Source organism: Sphingobium sp. BS19 (genome assembly GCF_027925545.1).
Classification (GTDB): Bacteria; Pseudomonadota; Alphaproteobacteria; order Sphingomonadales; family Sphingomonadaceae; genus Sphingobium.
Genome location: NZ_BSEF01000006.1, coordinates 1 through 15,603, shown reverse-complemented (window position 1 = coordinate 15,603; position 15,603 = coordinate 1). Strand labels below are relative to the sequence as shown.

The 15,603-nt window shown below is 61.6% G+C and carries 16 protein-coding genes; 12 read left to right on the top strand and 4 right to left on the bottom strand.

Annotation, left to right across the window (positions count from 1 at the left end; translation table 11 throughout):
• The first annotated feature begins 149 nt into the window (after positions 1-149).
• The 11 genes from QMG56_RS07780 to QMG56_RS07730 all read left to right on the top strand — a co-directional run bounded on the left by QMG56_RS07780 (position 150) and on the right by QMG56_RS07730 (position 12,058).
• Positions 150-1,637, top strand: coding sequence for an efflux transporter outer membrane subunit (locus QMG56_RS07780; RefSeq protein ID WP_281822009.1), 1,488 nt, complete (start codon positions 150-152; stop codon positions 1,635-1,637).
• On the top strand, positions 1,634-3,271 hold the full coding sequence (locus QMG56_RS07775; RefSeq protein WP_281822008.1) for an efflux RND transporter periplasmic adaptor subunit: 1,638 nt from the start codon (positions 1,634-1,636) through the stop codon (positions 3,269-3,271). Before QMG56_RS07780 ends, QMG56_RS07775 begins: the two co-directional genes overlap by 4 nt.
• Positions 3,261-3,962 (top strand): ABC transporter ATP-binding protein, encoded by a 702-nt coding sequence (locus QMG56_RS07770; protein WP_281822007.1) that lies wholly within the window; start codon positions 3,261-3,263, stop codon positions 3,960-3,962. Before QMG56_RS07775 ends, QMG56_RS07770 begins: the two co-directional genes overlap by 11 nt.
• Positions 3,962-5,170 carry an ABC transporter permease gene (locus QMG56_RS07765; RefSeq protein ID WP_230187263.1) on the top strand — a complete coding sequence of 403 codons (1,209 nt, stop codon included), beginning with the start codon at positions 3,962-3,964 and terminating at the stop codon, positions 5,168-5,170. Before QMG56_RS07770 ends, QMG56_RS07765 begins: the two co-directional genes overlap by 1 nt.
• A gap of 122 nt (positions 5,171-5,292) precedes the next feature.
• Complete coding sequence (locus QMG56_RS07760) at positions 5,293-5,700, top strand: RcnB family protein (RefSeq protein WP_281822245.1); 408 nt, start codon at positions 5,293-5,295, stop codon at positions 5,698-5,700.
• A gap of 155 nt (positions 5,701-5,855) precedes the next feature.
• Positions 5,856-6,239 carry a hypothetical protein gene (locus tag QMG56_RS07755; protein ID WP_281822006.1) on the top strand — a complete coding sequence of 128 codons (384 nt, stop codon included), beginning with the start codon at positions 5,856-5,858 and terminating at the stop codon, positions 6,237-6,239.
• A gap of 220 nt (positions 6,240-6,459) precedes the next feature.
• On the top strand, positions 6,460-6,894 hold the full coding sequence (gene rpsF, locus QMG56_RS07750; protein ID WP_230187046.1) for a 30S ribosomal protein S6: 435 nt from the start codon (positions 6,460-6,462) through the stop codon (positions 6,892-6,894).
• 13 nt (positions 6,895-6,907) lie between these two features.
• Positions 6,908-7,132: a 30S ribosomal protein S18 gene (gene rpsR, locus QMG56_RS07745; protein WP_104953020.1), complete on the top strand. Its 225-nt coding sequence runs from the start codon at positions 6,908-6,910 to the stop codon at positions 7,130-7,132.
• Positions 7,133-7,145: 13 nt separating this feature from the next.
• Complete coding sequence (gene rplI, locus QMG56_RS07740) at positions 7,146-7,751, top strand: 50S ribosomal protein L9 (RefSeq protein ID WP_281822003.1); 606 nt, start codon at positions 7,146-7,148, stop codon at positions 7,749-7,751.
• A 173-nt stretch (positions 7,752-7,924) separates the two neighbouring features.
• A complete protein-coding gene (gene parC / locus QMG56_RS07735; RefSeq protein ID WP_281822002.1) occupies positions 7,925-10,231 on the top strand; it encodes a DNA topoisomerase IV subunit A in 2,307 nt (768 codons plus the stop codon).
• Between the two features lie 69 nt (positions 10,232-10,300).
• Positions 10,301-12,058 (top strand): bifunctional diguanylate cyclase/phosphodiesterase, encoded by a 1,758-nt coding sequence (locus QMG56_RS07730; protein WP_281822001.1) that lies wholly within the window; start codon positions 10,301-10,303, stop codon positions 12,056-12,058.
• On the opposite strand, the gene QMG56_RS07725 is transcribed toward QMG56_RS07730, so the two are convergent.
• From QMG56_RS07725 to QMG56_RS07710, 4 genes are read right to left on the bottom strand one after another with little or no spacing between them, the layout of a single operon-like run.
• On the bottom strand, positions 12,022-13,233 hold the full coding sequence (locus QMG56_RS07725) for a CCA tRNA nucleotidyltransferase (protein ID WP_281822000.1): 1,212 nt from the start codon (positions 13,231-13,233) through the stop codon (positions 12,022-12,024). The genes QMG56_RS07730 and QMG56_RS07725 overlap by 37 nt on opposite strands.
• On the bottom strand, positions 13,214-13,825 hold the full coding sequence (locus QMG56_RS07720; protein ID WP_281821999.1) for a CoA pyrophosphatase: 612 nt from the start codon (positions 13,823-13,825) through the stop codon (positions 13,214-13,216). Before QMG56_RS07720 ends, QMG56_RS07725 begins: the two co-directional genes overlap by 20 nt.
• Positions 13,822-14,394, bottom strand: a complete 573-nt coding sequence (locus tag QMG56_RS07715; protein WP_281821998.1) for a DUF1285 domain-containing protein — start codon at positions 14,392-14,394, stop codon at positions 13,822-13,824. The genes QMG56_RS07720 and QMG56_RS07715 overlap by 4 nt, the downstream gene beginning before the upstream one ends.
• 49 nt (positions 14,395-14,443) lie before the next feature.
• On the bottom strand, positions 14,444-14,965 hold the full coding sequence (locus tag QMG56_RS07710) for a GNAT family N-acetyltransferase (protein ID WP_281821997.1): 522 nt from the start codon (positions 14,963-14,965) through the stop codon (positions 14,444-14,446).
• Between the two features lie 102 nt (positions 14,966-15,067).
• On the opposite strand from QMG56_RS07710, the gene QMG56_RS07705 reads away from it, so the two are divergent.
• A complete protein-coding gene (locus tag QMG56_RS07705; protein ID WP_281821996.1) occupies positions 15,068-15,451 on the top strand; it encodes a dihydroneopterin aldolase in 384 nt (127 codons plus the stop codon).
• The last annotated feature ends 152 nt before the right edge of the window (positions 15,452-15,603 follow it).

The window sequence follows — 15,603 nt, the reverse complement described above, 5'->3', positions numbered from 1 at the left end:
TCGCACCTGTTACACTTTACGACACAAAAGCCGTTGAGCCTCCGTCGTGAATTGGGCAGGAACTAGATACGCATTCAGCCCGGCGCAAGCACTGGGTGGGTACGTCGCCATTTTCCCTGCCCAATCACCGGCTCAATCAAAGGAAATCCGTGCGCTATCCTGTTGTCCTGCTGATCGGAACGACGCTGTCTCTGTCCGCATGTGCCGTCGGGCCGGAGTATCGCGCGCCTGTCACCGCGTCGCTGGGCGTCCCCGATGCCTACACCACGCGGCAGGGTGCTGCGCTTGACGATACCGCGCTGGCGGACTGGTGGCGCAGCTTCAACGACCCGGTGTTGGATGGACTGATCCAACAGGCAATTTCCAACAACCTCGACATCGCTCAAGGCGTCGCGCGACTGGATCAGGCGAACGAAGCCCTGCGGCAGGCTGGCGCAAGCTATGTGCCATCGGTCAGTGCGTCGGGCAGCGGCGGCCGCAACTTCCGGCAGGGGACGTCCGGGGCCATCCTCGATTCCAATGGCAATGTGGTCGGCAATTCCTCCGGCGGCGGCAGTTCCAACCAATATTCGGGCAGCCTGCGCGCAAGCTGGGAAATCGACCTTTTCGGACGCATCGGTCGCACCGTCGAAGCGTCGCGCGCGGACCTGGAGGCGTCGGGTTATAGCCTCGCCAGCGTCCGCACCTCCATCATCGCCGAAACCGTCCGCAACTATATCAGCGCCCGTCTGGCGCAGGAACGGCTGAAGATCGCGCGGGAGCAACTCGCCACCGCGCAGGACAATCTCGATATCGCCCGCTGGCGGGTCGAGGCAGGTCTTGTGTCGTCGCTCGATCAGGAACAGGCCCGCGCTCAACTCGCACAGCAAACGGCGGCCATTCCGCAAATCGAAACCGGCCTGGCCAACGCGCTCAACCGCATCGCCGTGCTGACGGGGCAGGCGCCCGGCGAAGCGACCCGCGCCCTCGAAACGCCCGCGCCGGTCCCAACCGCGCCCACCGATATCGCGACCGGCATCCCCGCCGATACCCTCCGCCAGCGCCCCGATGTGCGGCAGGCGGAACGCGCGCTTGCCGCCGCAACGGCGCGCATCGGCGTCGCGGAATCGGCGCTCTATCCGCAACTCAGCATCAGCGGCAATGTCGGCACGAGTGCGCTGTCGCTGGGCAGTCTGGGCGACATCATCACCGGCAGCCTGTTCGGCAATCTGGCGCAACTCATCTTCGACGGCGGCGCAACGGCCTCCCGCGTCCGCGCGCAGGAAGCGGCAGCGCGCGGGGCCTTCTCGGCCTATAAATCGACGGTCCTTGTTGCACTGGAAGACGTGGAAAATGCGCTGGTCGCGGACCGAAATGCGCGTCAGCGCGTGACGCAACTGCTGATCGCCTATGACGCAGCCAGCAACAGCGCCATCCTCGCGCGCAGCCAGTATCAGGCAGGGCTCACCGACTTCCAGACGCTCCTTACCGCAGAACAATCGCTGCTGTCCGCCCGCGATGGACTGGCCACTGCACGCGCCGATCAGGTGCAGGCCGTGGCACAGCTTTACAGCGCGCTGGGCGGCGGCTGGCAAACCACGAACGCCCCGACCCCTGGCACCCAGACCCCGAACGCCCCGAACGGACTCCCCGAATGACGCAAGACGTGACAGCCGCACCGCAGGACAATCTGGATGATTTTCTGGGCGTTAAGCCGGAAAAGCCGTGGAAGAAGTGGATCAAATGGGGTGTTTCAGGTGTCGGCTTATTGCTGCTCCTCCTGCTCCTGTCGCGCTGCTTCGCTGGTGAGGATCAGCCCAATTACTCGACCCGCGAAGTGCGCCGGGGCGACCTGACCGTTACCGTCTCGGCGACCGGCAACCTCAAACCCATTAATCAGGTGGACGTGGGTTCCGAACAGTCGGGCAAGATTACGCAGGTTTACGTCGACGTGAACGATCGCGTCACCAAGGGACAGCGCCTTGCTGAGCTCGACACGCGTCGACTTAAGGATGCGGTCATTCAGAACCGCTCGCAGGTTGCCTCCGCCGAGGCAAGCGTCGCGCAGGCGAGCGCCGCCGCCGCGCTGGCAAAAGCGACACTGGATCGGCAATTGAACGTGTTCCAGCTTTCGGGCGGTCGCGTCCCTGCCAAGACCGAACTCGACTCCGCACGCGCCACCTATGCGCAGGCACAGGCGCAGGTACGCTCTGCGCAGGCGCAGATTGCGGTGGCACAAGCGCAATTGTCCAGCGCCCAGACCAATCTGGACATTGCGCAGATCATATCCCCCGTAACCGGCGTCGTCCTCTCCCGCTCTATCGAGCCGGGCCAGACCGTTGCGGCATCCTTCAACGCGCCGGTGCTGTTCACCATCGCCGAAGACCTGCAGCAGATGGAAGTCGAAGTGGCCGTGGACGAAGCCGATGTGGGGCAGGTGGCCAATGGTCAGGACGCCTCCTTCACCGTCGATGCCTTTCCCGGCCGCACGTTCCCTGCTCGCGTTAATCGCGTGAACGTGGGGTCCAATGCCAGCACCACGTCCTCATCGTCGTCCACCACGGCGGCAGCGACCACCAATACCGTCGTGGCGTACACGGCGGTGCTATCGGTCAACAACAGCGACGAAACATTGCGCCCCGGCATGACCGCGACCGCCGATATCGTCGCGAAGCAGCTTAAGGACGTGCTGCTCGTCCCCAACGCAGCCTTGCGTTTCAAACCGGACGCAGGCGGTAAAAGCGGCGGCGGGATCACCAGCCAGTTGGTCGCGCGCCCCCGCCGTGGCAATCGCGCCACGCAACAGGTGAATTTCGGCGCAGGCAGCAGCCAGACTGTCTATGTCGTCGGCGAAGATGGCAAGCCGCAAGCCGTCAATGTCGTCGTCGGCGACAGCGATGGCACGCGAACGGTCATCCAGAGCGGCAACCTGAAGGAAGGCGCCCGCGTCATCACCGGACAGCTTGCCGCCGGACAGGAACAACCGCCTGAACGCGATGCTGCAGACCGTGGCCAGGGCGGACGCAAGCGCCACGGCGCACCCGCAACGCCGCCGCCCGCCGCACCAGCCATGCCCGCCGGCAACAGCAGCGCGCCCGCCGCCGCCACGCCTGCGCCGCGTAAAGACGCCACATCTGCGCCGACAACTACGACAGCCGACCGCCCACGCCTGCGCGACATGACCCCCGAACAACGCCGCGCCTTCATGGACAGCCTTACGCCCGAACAGCGCGAGGAAATGCGCGCCCGCCGCGAAGCGCGCCGCGCGCAAAGAGCCGCTGATGGCGAATGATCCGATCATCCGTCTGCGCGGCGTTACCAAGGATTATGGCAGTGGCGCGACCTTGTTTCAGGCGCTCAAGGGCATAGACCTGGATATCGAACGCGGCGATTTCGTCGCGGTGATGGGTCCATCGGGTTCGGGCAAATCGACCACGATGAACATCTTGGGCTGCCTCGACGTACCGAGTGCCGGGACATTCCTGTTCCACAATCATCATGTCGAAACGCTCGACCGGGATCAGCGCGCCTTGCTGCGTCGCCGCTATCTGGGTTTCGTGTTTCAGGGGTTCAATCTGCTCTCGCGCACCACCGCACTCGAAAATGTAGAGCTGCCCTTGCTGTATCGCGGTGAGGATAAAAAGACACGCTATGACCTCGGCATGGCCGCGCTCGACAAGGTGGGCCTGAAACCCTGGTGGGATCATACCCCCGCCGAACTGTCCGGCGGTCAGCAGCAGCGTGTCGCCATCGCCCGCGCCATCGTCACGTCCCCCGATGTTCTGCTGGCCGACGAACCGACCGGCAATCTCGATTCGGAACGCTCGGTGGAGATCATGGAACTCCTGACCGATCTCAACCGCAACAGCGGCATCACCGTGCTGATGGTCACCCACGAACCCGATATGGCCGCCTTCGCGCGTACCATCGTCCATTTCAAGGACGGTCTGGTCGAACGCATCGAAAAGGGTCAGGCAGCGTGATCATCGGCACCACCGTCACGCTCGCCTTCCGCGCCATCGCGCGGCACAAGCTGCGCTCCTTCCTCACGACGCTCGGTATCATCATCGGCGTGGCCGCGGTCGTCACCATGACGACGCTGGGCAATGGCGCGACTGCAGCCGTGCGGGAACAGATCAGCAGCCTTGGCGCCAATATCCTGCAACTGCGACCGGGGCAGGGTTTCGGGCGCGGCGGCGGCGGTCCCAAGCCACCGGACTTCGAACCGGACGACGTGACCGCCATCGCCAATCAGCTTACCGGCGTCCGCGCCGTGGCACCGCAAGCCTCGACCAGTGGCATTGCCATCTATGAAGGGTCCAACTGGAACACGACCGTCAACGGCACCACCGCTGCCTATTTCGAAGCACAGCAGTGGAAACTCGATAGCGGACGCCTTTTCATGCCGGAGGAAGAGGAGGCCGGAAAGCCCGTCTGCATCATCGGATCGACGCTGCGGAACAACCTGTTCCGGCAAGCAGACCCTATCGGCAAGCGCTTCCGTATCAAGGGCGTAAGCTGTCAGGTCATCGGCTTATTGGCGACGCGCGGGCAGGGTGGGTTCGGCAACGATCAGGACGATGTCGTCGTGATGCCCATAAAATTCGTGCAACGCCGCTTCACCGGCAATCGGGATATCGGCCTCATCATGGTCGCCGTCGACGATGCGTATGACAGCGGCACAGTACAGGACAGCCTCGAACAGCTCATGCGCGAGCGGCGCAAGGTAAAGCCCGGCTCGGCGGACAACTTCAACGTCTTCGACACCAAGCAGATTTCCGATACGCTGACTGGCACCACGACCATATTGACGCAGATCGTCGGTGCAGTGGCCGCGATATCGCTGCTGGTCGGTGGGATCGGCATCATGAACATCATGCTGGTCTCGGTGACCGAGCGCACCCGCGAAATCGGCATCCGCCTCGCCATCGGCGCTGTAGCGCAGGAAGTTCTGCTGCAATTCTTGGTCGAGGCCATCGTGCTATCGTGCCTCGGCGGCCTGATCGGTCTTGGCCTTGCGCTGGTCGCATCCCTTGCCATTGCGCCGTTGATGCAGGTGCCTTTCATTTTCGACCTGAAGATCAATGTGCTCGCCTTCCTGTTCTCGGCGGCCATCGGCGTCGTATTCGGCTACTTCCCGGCCCGCCGCGCCGCTTCCCTCAATCCTATCGACGCATTGCGACACGAATGACGGCTTAAGTGTCTGATACATTTTCAGACACTTAAGCCCATCGCCTGACACATCCGCGATACACCCGCTTCCTATTTCATAGTCAGACGCCGCGATTGGCGCCGGACATGAAAAGGATACGGATCATGAAGAAGTTTCTGATGGCTCTGGCCGCTACCACGATGGTCGCAAGCCCTATCCTTGCAACTCAGGCACAGGCTCAGCCGAGCCGCCAGCAGGTCGTCAAGACGACCGTAAAGCATAAGGCGAACGGCCGCACCGTCGTCAAGCAGAAGCAGGTCGTGCGCAAGTTCGACAATCGGGGTTACAACAGCGGCTATAATCGCGGCTACAACAACCATCGTTGGGCGAAGGGTCAGCGCTTCGACCGTCGTCAGGCATCGAACTACCGCGTGATCAACGACTATCGCAATTACCGCCTGAACACGCCGCCGCGCGGTTATCAGTGGGTTCGTTCGGGCAATGACGCAGTGATGATCGCCCTTACCAGCGGCATCATCGGCGCCGTGATCGGCAACGCGATCCGGTAAATCTTCGGCTCCCTCTTCTTTACGGAAGAGGGGGCATATTAACGTCTGTTTACAGCCACCTTCAGCATCCATTCAACGACCGGATGGTTAAGTCTCTCATCGCCCTTGATCCCGGTGCGTCCGGTCAATGGCTTGAAAGCTGAAGGACCATGATCATGAACAAATGGAAAAAGGGCGCTCTTGCCATTGCCACGTGCGCCACTCTGGCGATCAGCGCGGCACCGGCGGAGGCGCAACGTTACGGATATCGCGGCTATCGCCACCATAACAACGGTGCGGGCGCGGCAGTTGCAGGCGGCATAGTCGGTCTCGCGCTGGGCGCAGCCATCGCTTCCAGTGCGCGCGATCGTTATTACGACCGGGGTTACCGTGGCTACAATCGCGGAGGATATTATCGCGACGGCTATTATGACCGCGGTTACTATCGCGACAACTACCGTCCCTATCGCGGCGGCTATCGCGGATACCGCAGTTGCTCCACGGACCGTTATTACGACGATTACGCCGGGGAATGGACGACGATCCAGCGCTGTCGCTGACCGATAGTTCGACAAGGGCAGGAGGCGTATCGCAAGGTGCGCCTCTTGTCTTTTGTGAACGTTATCGTCGCTTGCTATTTTCCGGACTTTCGACCATAGCGCCCGCTTCCCAAAGGCAGCGAGGCGACTCCATCTGTATTTGGGAAGAATGTATAGACGATAGCCGGAGGGGCGTTCGCATGGGGCGGCGTCAGCGATCGGCCAAGATAAAGGAAGACTCATGGCTCTTTACGAGCATGTGTTTCTTGCGCGCCAGGATCTGGCACAGGCGCAGGTAGACACGCTGGCGGAAATCGCCACCAAGATTGTCGAAGACAACAAGGGCAAGGTCATCAAGACCGAAACCTGGGGCCTTCGCAGCCTCGCTTACAAGATCGCGAAGAACCGCAAGGCGCACTACGTCATGCTCAACATCGATGCCCCCGCAGGCGTCGTGGCAGAGCTGGAGCGCCAGACGCAGATCAACGAAGACATCATCCGCTACATGACCATCAAGGTCGATGAGCTGGAAGCTGGTCCTTCGGTGATGATGCGCAAGCAGGAACGCGATGCACGCGGCGGTGGCCGTGGTGAACGCGGTGAGCGTGGCGATCGTGGTCCCCGCGAAGATCGTGGTGACCGTCCCCGTCGCGACCGCGACGAAGCTGGCGAATAAGGAGAACTAGACCATGGCACGCCCATTTTTCCGCCGCCGCAAGAGCTGCCCCTTCGCTGCGAAGGACGCACCAAAGATCGACTATAAGGACGTTCGTCTGCTTCAGGGCTTCGTGTCCGAACGTGGCAAGATCGTTCCGAGCCGTATCACGGCAGTCTCCGCCAAGAAGCAGCGCGAGCTGGCAACGGCCATCAAGCGCGCACGCCATCTCGGCCTGCTGCCCTACATCGTGAAGTGAGGGAATAGATCTCATGGAAATCATTCTGCTCGAACGGATCGAGAAGCTCGGCGCGATCGGTGACATCGTCACCGTGAAGGACGGCTACGCCCGCAACTTCCTTCTTCCCAACAAGAAGGCGCTGCGCTCCAACAATGCCAACAAGAAGGTCTTCGAAGCTAACCGCGCGAAGATCGAAGCCGACAACGATGCCCGTCGCGAAGCCGCCAAGGCATCGTCGAGCGACGTCGACGGCAAGCAGGTCGTGCTGATCCGTCAGTCGTCCAACGCTGGTGCGCTGTACGGTTCGGTGTCGGTTCGCGACATCATCGAAGCGCTGCAGGCCGATGGCGTGACGAATGTGACCAAGGCAATGATCGTGCTGGAACGCCCGATCAAGACCCTGGGCCTGTTCGACGTCAAGGTGTCGCTGCACCCCGAAGTCGCCGTGAACATTCAGGTGAACGTAGCCCGTTCGCCGGAAGAAGCCGAGCTTCAGAAGGACGGCGTCGACGTGATGGCCAGCATGTTCGAAAAGGACGAAGCCGGCTTCACGGAAGCATACGATCCGAACGCGGAACCGGGCGAAATCGCTTCGGAACCCACGGACGAAGTCGAAGAAACGCAGGAAGAAGCGTAAGCCTCTTCTCTCGCGAGACAAAAAGGGCCGCCCGGTACAGACCGGGCGGCCTTTTTTGCGTGTCGACTTATTTGGGTTTTCCCCGGCGCAGGCCGGGATGACGAACAGTATAGTAGGACTATGGCCTCACTCCCCTCTCGCCTCAACGCGCACGCCCTGCTATCCACCCCGCGATGAGTGATTTCCGCGACCCGTTCGACAGCATCAAGGACCATCCTTTCGACGCCGCGCTGTCCGAACGTTATCTTGTCTATGCCCTGTCCACGATCACCGCGCGGTCGCTCCCGGACTTGCGGGATGGTCTGAAGCCCGTGCATCGCCGCCTGCTTTGGGCGATGCGGCTGCTCAAGCTGGAACCCAGCAATCCTGATCCGGTGCGCAACACCACCAGCTACAAGAAGTGCGCCCGCGTCGTCGGCGACGTCATCGGCAAATATCACCCGCATGGCGACACATCTGTCTATGACGCGATGGTCCGCCTCGCGCAGGACTTCTCGCTGCGCACGCCGCTCGTCGATGGACAGGGCAATTTCGGCAATATCGACGGCGATAACGCCGCCGCCATGCGCTACACCGAAGCGCGGCTGACGCAGGCCGCATCGGACCTGATGGCGGGGCTGGACGAAGGCACCGTTGATTACCGTCCCACCTATAATGGCGAAGACGAAGAGCCGGAGGTCTTCCCCGGCCTGTTCCCCAATCTGCTGGCCAATGGCGCGTCGGGCATCGCGGTCGGCATGGCGACCAGCATCCCGCCGCACAACGTCCATGAACTGATCGACGCAGCGTTGCTGCTGATCGATCAGCCGGATGCCGACCATGCGGCCCTGATGCAGATCGTCACTGGCCCCGATTTCCCCACCGGCGGCATCGTCGTGGAAAGCCCCGCCAGCATTTCGGAATCCTACGCCACCGGCCGCGGTTCCTTCCGAACCCGCGCGCGCTTCGCCGGAGAAATGGTGGACGGCAAGTGGGTGGTAAAGCCGGAAAAGCTGGCCAATGGCACCTGGCAGCTTATCATCTCCGAAATCCCCTATCAGGTGCCCAAGTCAAAGCTGATCGAGCAGATCGCGGCGCTCATCAACGACAAGAAGCTGCCGATTCTCGCTGACATTCGCGACGAGTCCGACGCGGAAATCCGCATCGTTATCGAACCGCGCAGCCGCACGGTCGACCCCGACGTGCTGATGGACAGCCTGTATCGCCTGACCGACCTCGAAAACCGCTTCAGCCTCAACCTGAACGTGCTGGACGCCAGCCACACGCCGCGCGTCATGGGTCTGCGCGAAGTCCTCGTCGAATGGCTCAAGCACCAGATCGAGGTGCTGGTCCGCCGTGCCCAGCACCGGCTGGAAAAGATCGCCGCTCGCCTCGAACTGCTCGACGGCTACATCATCGCCTATCTCAACCTCGACCGGGTGATTGCGATCATCCGGACCGAGGATGAACCCAAAGAAGTCATGATGGCCGAATTCGGCCTCAACGACCGGCAGGCCGAAGCCATCCTCAACATGCGCCTGCGCTCCTTGCGCAAGCTGGAGGAAATGGAACTCCGCCGCGAACATGCCGAACTCGTCAAGGAGCGCGAGGAGCTTGAGAAGCTGGTCGAAAGTCCCGCCCGTCAACGAACCCAGTTGAAGCGCGATCTGACCGCGCTGCGCAAGCGCTACGGCCCCGAAACGCTGCTGGGCAAGCGCCGCACGCTGATCGCCGAAGCTGGCCCCGCGCGCGAAATTCCATTGGAAGCGATGATCGACCGGGAGCCGATCACCGTCATCCTGTCGCAACGCGGCTGGATTCGCGCAATGAAGGGCCATGTCGACGATGCCACCATCGCAGGCGTCAAATATAAGGAAGGCGACGGTCCCTGGGGCGTGCCGGTCCATATGCAGACGACCGACAAGCTGTTGATCGCCTGCGCTAACGGGCGCTTTTACACATTGGGGGCCGACAAACTCCCCGGCGGGCGAGGTTTTGGCGAACCCGTGCGCCTGATGATCGACCTTGACAATGCGACGGAGATCGTTGCGATGATGGCCAACAAAATGGGCGGCAAGCTGTTGCTCGCAGCAACCGACGGGCGCGGCTTTCTGGCTGTCACCGACGACATCATCGCCGAAACCCGAAAGGGTCGGCAAGTCGTCAATGTCCGTCCCGGCGCCCGCCTGTCCATCGTTCGGCAGATCGAAGCGGGCGCGGACAGTGTTGCCGTCATCGGCGACAATCGAAAGCTTCTCGTCTTTCCCCTTACCGAACTGCCGGAGATGGCGCGGGGCCAAGGCGTCCAGATGCAGCGCTATCGCGACGGTGGTTTGTCGGACGCGATCAGCTTCACGCTTGCCAACGGTCTCAGTTGGGCGATGGGCGGCGATACCGGGCGTACCCGGACGGAGAGCGACATGACGCCATGGCGCGTCACCCGCGGCGCAGCGGGCAGAATGCCGCCCACTGGATTCCCGCGCGACAATCGCTTCGGCTAAGTGGCTACACGAACGCAGTTTTTCGTTTCGGTTTTCAAATAATTTACTTAATGTCCGTATTCGGGACATATGGACGCTGAAACTGCGCGCTTTACGATTGCTGAAGAGCTGGAACGCATTTGTGCGTCGACCGGTCATAGCGAACGTGTATGCGCGCCAAAAAGCGAGGCAGGATGGCTACATGCTCTGCCGCACGCTGCCGCCATACTTGCAGTAAAAGGTGATACGCTCGCGGTAGAACTGACCAATGGCGTATTCGCCGACACCTTTCCCGAAGGTCATGATGGCTTTGTCTGCACCCAGGCGGACAGTGGGCTGGATTGGACGGCACGGGTGGAAAAATTCTACGCGTCCGGCCGTGTTTCCGATAGTTTCGAAATATGCAGGGAAGGCCGATTGGGCGCTGAATTCCTTGCCTGTACGATAGGTCGACTGGAGCGCGACGATCAGGGGCCGACTCGCCTCTTGTTCACGGCTATCGATCGCACCAACGAACGGGTGATGGAAAAGAACCTGCGTCGGGAATTGCTTTCCGACAGCCTTACCACATTACCCAATCGTACCGGCTTTGGCGAAGAGATCGACGACCGGCTGAAGCTGAGCCCGCTGACGGACGGCGGCAGCTTTGCCGTTCTGGCGATCGATCTTATCCGTTTCAGCCGCGTCAACGAATCGCTGGGGCCGCTGGCGGGGGATGAACTCATCATCACCGTCGCCAAACGCCTTAAGTCCAGCCTGCGCCAAGGCGACGTATTGGCCCGTATCGGGGGCAATGAATTCGCCGTATTCGCGCGTCTCAACAATGGGCTGTCGGATGCTTTATACATCGTTCAGCGGATCAACGACGCGCTGGCGTCGCCAGTACGGCTGACCAATTTGCAGATCAGCGTCGATTGCGCCATCGGTTGCGCGCTATCGTCCGGCGTTTCGGACGATGCTGATGACGTCGTTCGTCAGTCGCAGGCCGCGGTCAAGATTGCCAAGCGAAGTGGAAAGCTCGAAATCTATCGTCCAGGTGTTCTGAAGGAAGCACATCGGCGATTCACCCTGGAAAGTCGTCTGCGCGAAGCGTTGGCCAATGGGAAGCTTCACCTCGCTTACCAACCGCTCGTGCATCTTCAGTCGGGCGAAGTCACGGGATTCGAAGCCCTTGCGCGCTGGGACGACGAGGAATTGGGGGAGGTGTCTCCCGCCGAATTTATCCCGGTGGCCGAAGAATCCGGTCTGATCGTTCCGCTGGGACGATGGGCCTTGTACGAAGCCACCCAGACGCTGGCGAAGTGGGACCGCCAACAAGGCCAGGTGTTGCCGCTGGGAATCAGCGTCAACCTTTCCCCCATCCAGATGGGTCGGGATGACGTGCCGTCGGTGGTCGAGGAATCCTTGCGCTATGCCGGGATAGCTGGGCATCGCCTCACGATCGAATTGACCGAAAGCGCCATCATTGCCGATCCGGACAAGGCGCGGCAGGTGCTGGCCGCGCTCAAAAGTCTGGATGCGTCGATTGCGATGGACGATTTCGGAACCGGCTATTCCAACCTCGCCAGCTTGCAGAGCCTGCCCATCGATCTGTTGAAGATCGACCGGAGCTTCGTGTCGGGCATGATTACCGACCGCGACAAGAATGCCATCGTGCGCACCATTCTTTCGCTGGCAGAATCGCTCAACCTCCACGTCACGGCCGAAGGTATCGAGACGCAGGAGCTGGCACTGGCGCTGCAAAAGCTGGGTTGCTGGCAGGGGCAGGGCTATCATTTCTCCCGGGCATTGCCCGAAGCCGACGCCTTCGATTATTGGCGCGCACGCTGGAACTTCGAAAGCGTCTGATCGATAATCGCGTCCATCGGTTCTCCGTCCGCAAAGCCGCTTTCTACCCAGGCCAGTTCGACATCCTTGAGCGCCCGGGCAACATCCGGCCCGGCGGGCAATCCCCGTGCGATCAGCGCGCCACCGGTGATCGGTAGAGCAGGCGGGGTCCATTCCCGCAACGATGCGATGCTATCCGGCGTGACTGTGTCGTCCAGCAATAATTGGTCGATCGCACTTTCCGTCCCCAGCCAATAGGCAAGCTGCTTCGCTTCGGCTTTTGCAGCATGGGGGGAAAGAGCGCTGACGATCCGCTTGCGCGCCTTGTTCGAAAGCTTGAGCCGCGCCGCCACAGAATCCCCTACGGTCGGATCGCTAGGCAGCAAGGCGCAAAGGCGTCGTAGCGGAGAAAAGCCGACACGCGCAGCGCTCTCCCTCTGGGTCAGAGTTTCGAGACGGCCAACTCCCGCACCATCTATCTCCGGCAGCACCGGCAGGAGGATTTTGCCTTCCACCATCAGGCGCAGGGCAGGCACGGGATCGGGCAGGGCCAGCAACTTTAGCAACTCATCGGCGATGCGTTCGCGGGACAAAGCCATCAGGCTGTTGGACTGCGCTATACAGGCAGCATAGGCCGCCGCATCGGGCGCGCCTTTGCCGAAGCGCGCGTAAAAACGAAAGAACCGCAATATACGCAAATGATCTTCCGCAATCCGCGCTTCGGGATCGCCGATGAAGCGCACCGTTCCGGCTTCCAGATCCGCCAGACCGTCGAAATAATCGGTAATCTGGCGCGTCACCGGATCGGCCAGCAAGGCGTTGATCGTGAAGTCGCGCCGTGCCGCATCCTCGCGCCAGTCGTCGGTATAGGCAATTGTCGCGCGACGCCCATCGGTCGCTACGTCACGGCGCAAGGTCGTGATTTCCACCGGCCAACCGTCCAGCACGGCGGTAATCGTGCCATGATCGATGCCCGTCGGTACGGCCTTGATCGCCGCGTCGGTCAGTCGCCGGACCACGTCCTGCGGGCTATGCACCGTCGCAATGTCCACGTCGGCAACGACATGCCCCAACAGCGTATCGCGCACCGCGCCGCCCACGAAGCGCACACTGCCCTGTGACGCATCGAGTGCATCCAGCAAATCGCTCAGCCTCGCACGGTGCTGCCACTCAGCATCAGGCAGGGCTGCGATCATAGCCCAGCCTCCACGAAAGATTGGCAAGGATCGCCGCGGTGATCCCCCAGATGCGCCGCTTCTGCCAGTCGATCTCGTAATAATGTCGTGCCGCGCCATCCCATTCGAGTTCCTTGCGCGTGCGGTTGGCGGGGTCAAGGGCGAAGGCAAGCGGGACTTCGAACCAGTCGTCCACTTCATCGAGCTGCGCCTGTAAGGGAAGGTCAGGGGGAATTACCGCGAGCACCGGTATGATATCGAACCCCGTGAAAGTGCTGTACCGGTCACTGGTGCCGATGATCTGTGCATGATGCGGGGCCAGACCTATTTCTTCCTCCGCTTCGCGCAGGGCCGCCGCGATTTCGTCGGCATCGCCGTCGTCGACCTTGCCGCCCGGAAAGGCGACTTGCCCGGCATGTTTGCGCAGGCGCGAAGATCGCTGGGTCAGGATCAATCCCGGGTTCGCCCTGTCCGTGATCGCCACCAGCACGGCGGCAGGCGCGAGCACAACGCTTCCTTCGATACGGGGATCGACGGTCTGGATCCAGTCGGGTGTATCGGTGCGCCTGTGTCCTTCCTCCAGTGCCGCCCGCAGCCTTCTGGCCAGCGTCATTCGGGCAGGCCCACGGAGAAGAACGTGCCGCCACTCCAGAGGCCGGGCTGCGCATCCTCTGCCTCGTCTTCCAGCGCCAGATTGACCAGCTCATAATATACAGCGCGACCGATCAACGCATCCATCCCGCCGCGCACATGCAGATAGGGACGCGGGCCTTCATCGGTCCTGCGGATTTCTATCGCATGATCGGCATCGGCGACCACGATTTCCCCGGTGTTCAGCCGAAACGCCAGCGAGCGGTTTTGCCCTACACCATCGCTCTTAACCTCGACCGCCGTGAAGGGTGCGTCCTCCACCTCAATCGAGAGCTTCTCGACCGGCGTGACCAGCACATAGCTGCCATCCGACTCGCGACGCAGGATCGTGGAAAACAGGCGCACCATGGCTTCGCGACCGATGGGGGAGCCTTGATGAAACCATGTCCCGTCGCGGGCGATCCGCATTTCGCTGTCGCCGCAATGCGTCGGGTTCCACTGCGCCACCGGGGGCAGTTTCTTTTCCTCCATCAGCCGCACGATCTCGGCAAGCGACAGGGAGGCCAGATCGGGCAGGGGCGGCATAGGCATAAGGTGGAGATAGGGACGCCCGCGTCCGATGCAAAGAAGAAACGCCCTGCTACGCCACTCTTCGGGAAACGCGCGGTCCCAGCATGCCGACGTCCGGGAGCGTGCCGCCATCGACGATCAGCGCCAATAGTCGCCGCGCCTCGAATGGGCCGGGGGCGTCCCATCCGCCGGTTCCAGCGGCGGAAAACCCCCAGAAGCGGCCATAATATTCCGGATCGCCGATCATCATCAGCGGCGGGGTGGCCTGCGCGCGTGCATCCCGCACGACAGCATCCATCATTGCGCGGCCTAGGCCACTGCTTTGATGATCCGGCCGAACCGCCACCGGGCCAACCATGACCAGCGGAGATGTGGCGCCATCCGGACCATGCAACGCCACCGGCCAGCTTTGCAATGTCCCTGCCAGCACGCCGTCATCGTCAAGAACGGCGTAGCTCAGTTCCGGCAACCAGTGCATCCCCGCGCGGATCGTATAGGCCGTGCGTCCCCGTCGATCCATGCCGAACGCCGCATCCAGAAGCGCGTCGATCGCGCTGTCGCTTTGGCTGTCGAGAGGGAGAATATGGGTCACGTCTTGCCGTTCGTTTCGCAAAGGGGCATGAGCGCCCACGAGCGCGGGCGTCTTACCGACTGACCGTCAAATGAAAAGCACGAATTGCACAGCGCAGGACATATGGACTTTCCCACGAACGACTATCTGGCGCTGGAGGTGGATGACCTCGACTTCGATGTGCTGACCGGCATTTATTCGGAAGAGACGCATTTGCCGCAGCCTCTGCGTATTTCGGTGCGCGCGCTGTTGAAAATGGCTGACCATTATGCGCCGGATACGCCGCTGACTGCGTCCAAGAATTACATGGACCTCAAACATGCGGCGACGACCGCGCTGCCGCAGGGACAACATTTCACCCTGATCGAAGCGATTGCCGAACATATCATCGAGACGGTGTTCCTGCAGGACGACATGGTCAGGCATGTGCAGGTGAAGATCGTCAAGCTGGCGCTGAGCGAACGCGGCGAGTCGATTGGCATCACCATGGGCCGCTGGCGCAAATAACGGAGTTGACTGTCTTCGGTCCAGACTGTGTGAAAACGCGTCAGATGTGGTATGGTGGTCCAACGTTTTGGGGGATCATATGGGTCGCTTCATTTCTGGTGCTGATCGCAAACAAACCACGCTATTTCCGCCCTGCGTAGATGACTGGATCG

Bases quoted from the DNA above. Each gene is read 5' to 3' on its own strand.
- QMG56_RS07775 (WP_281822008.1), top strand. From the start codon at position 1,634: ATGACGCAAGACGTGACAGCCGCACCGCAGGACAATCTGGATGATTTT.
- QMG56_RS07770 (WP_281822007.1), top strand. From the start codon at position 3,261: ATGGCGAATGATCCGATCATCCGTCTGCGCGGCGTTACCAAGGATTAT.
- QMG56_RS07755 (WP_281822006.1), top strand. From the start codon at position 5,856: ATGAACAAATGGAAAAAGGGCGCTCTTGCCATTGCCACGTGCGCCACT.
- rpsF (WP_230187046.1), top strand. From the start codon at position 6,460: ATGGCTCTTTACGAGCATGTGTTTCTTGCGCGCCAGGATCTGGCACAG.
- rpsR (WP_104953020.1), top strand. From the start codon at position 6,908: ATGGCACGCCCATTTTTCCGCCGCCGCAAGAGCTGCCCCTTCGCTGCG.
- rplI (WP_281822003.1), top strand. From the start codon at position 7,146: ATGGAAATCATTCTGCTCGAACGGATCGAGAAGCTCGGCGCGATCGGT.
- parC (WP_281822002.1), top strand. From the start codon at position 7,925: ATGAGTGATTTCCGCGACCCGTTCGACAGCATCAAGGACCATCCTTTC.
- QMG56_RS07730 (WP_281822001.1), top strand. From the start codon at position 10,301: ATGGACGCTGAAACTGCGCGCTTTACGATTGCTGAAGAGCTGGAACGC.
- QMG56_RS07725 (WP_281822000.1), bottom strand. From the start codon at position 13,233: ATGATCGCAGCCCTGCCTGATGCTGAGTGGCAGCACCGTGCGAGGCTG.
- QMG56_RS07720 (WP_281821999.1), bottom strand. From the start codon at position 13,825: ATGACGCTGGCCAGAAGGCTGCGGGCGGCACTGGAGGAAGGACACAGG.
- QMG56_RS07715 (WP_281821998.1), bottom strand. From the start codon at position 14,394: ATGCCTATGCCGCCCCTGCCCGATCTGGCCTCCCTGTCGCTTGCCGAG.
- QMG56_RS07705 (WP_281821996.1), top strand. From the start codon at position 15,068: ATGGACTTTCCCACGAACGACTATCTGGCGCTGGAGGTGGATGACCTC.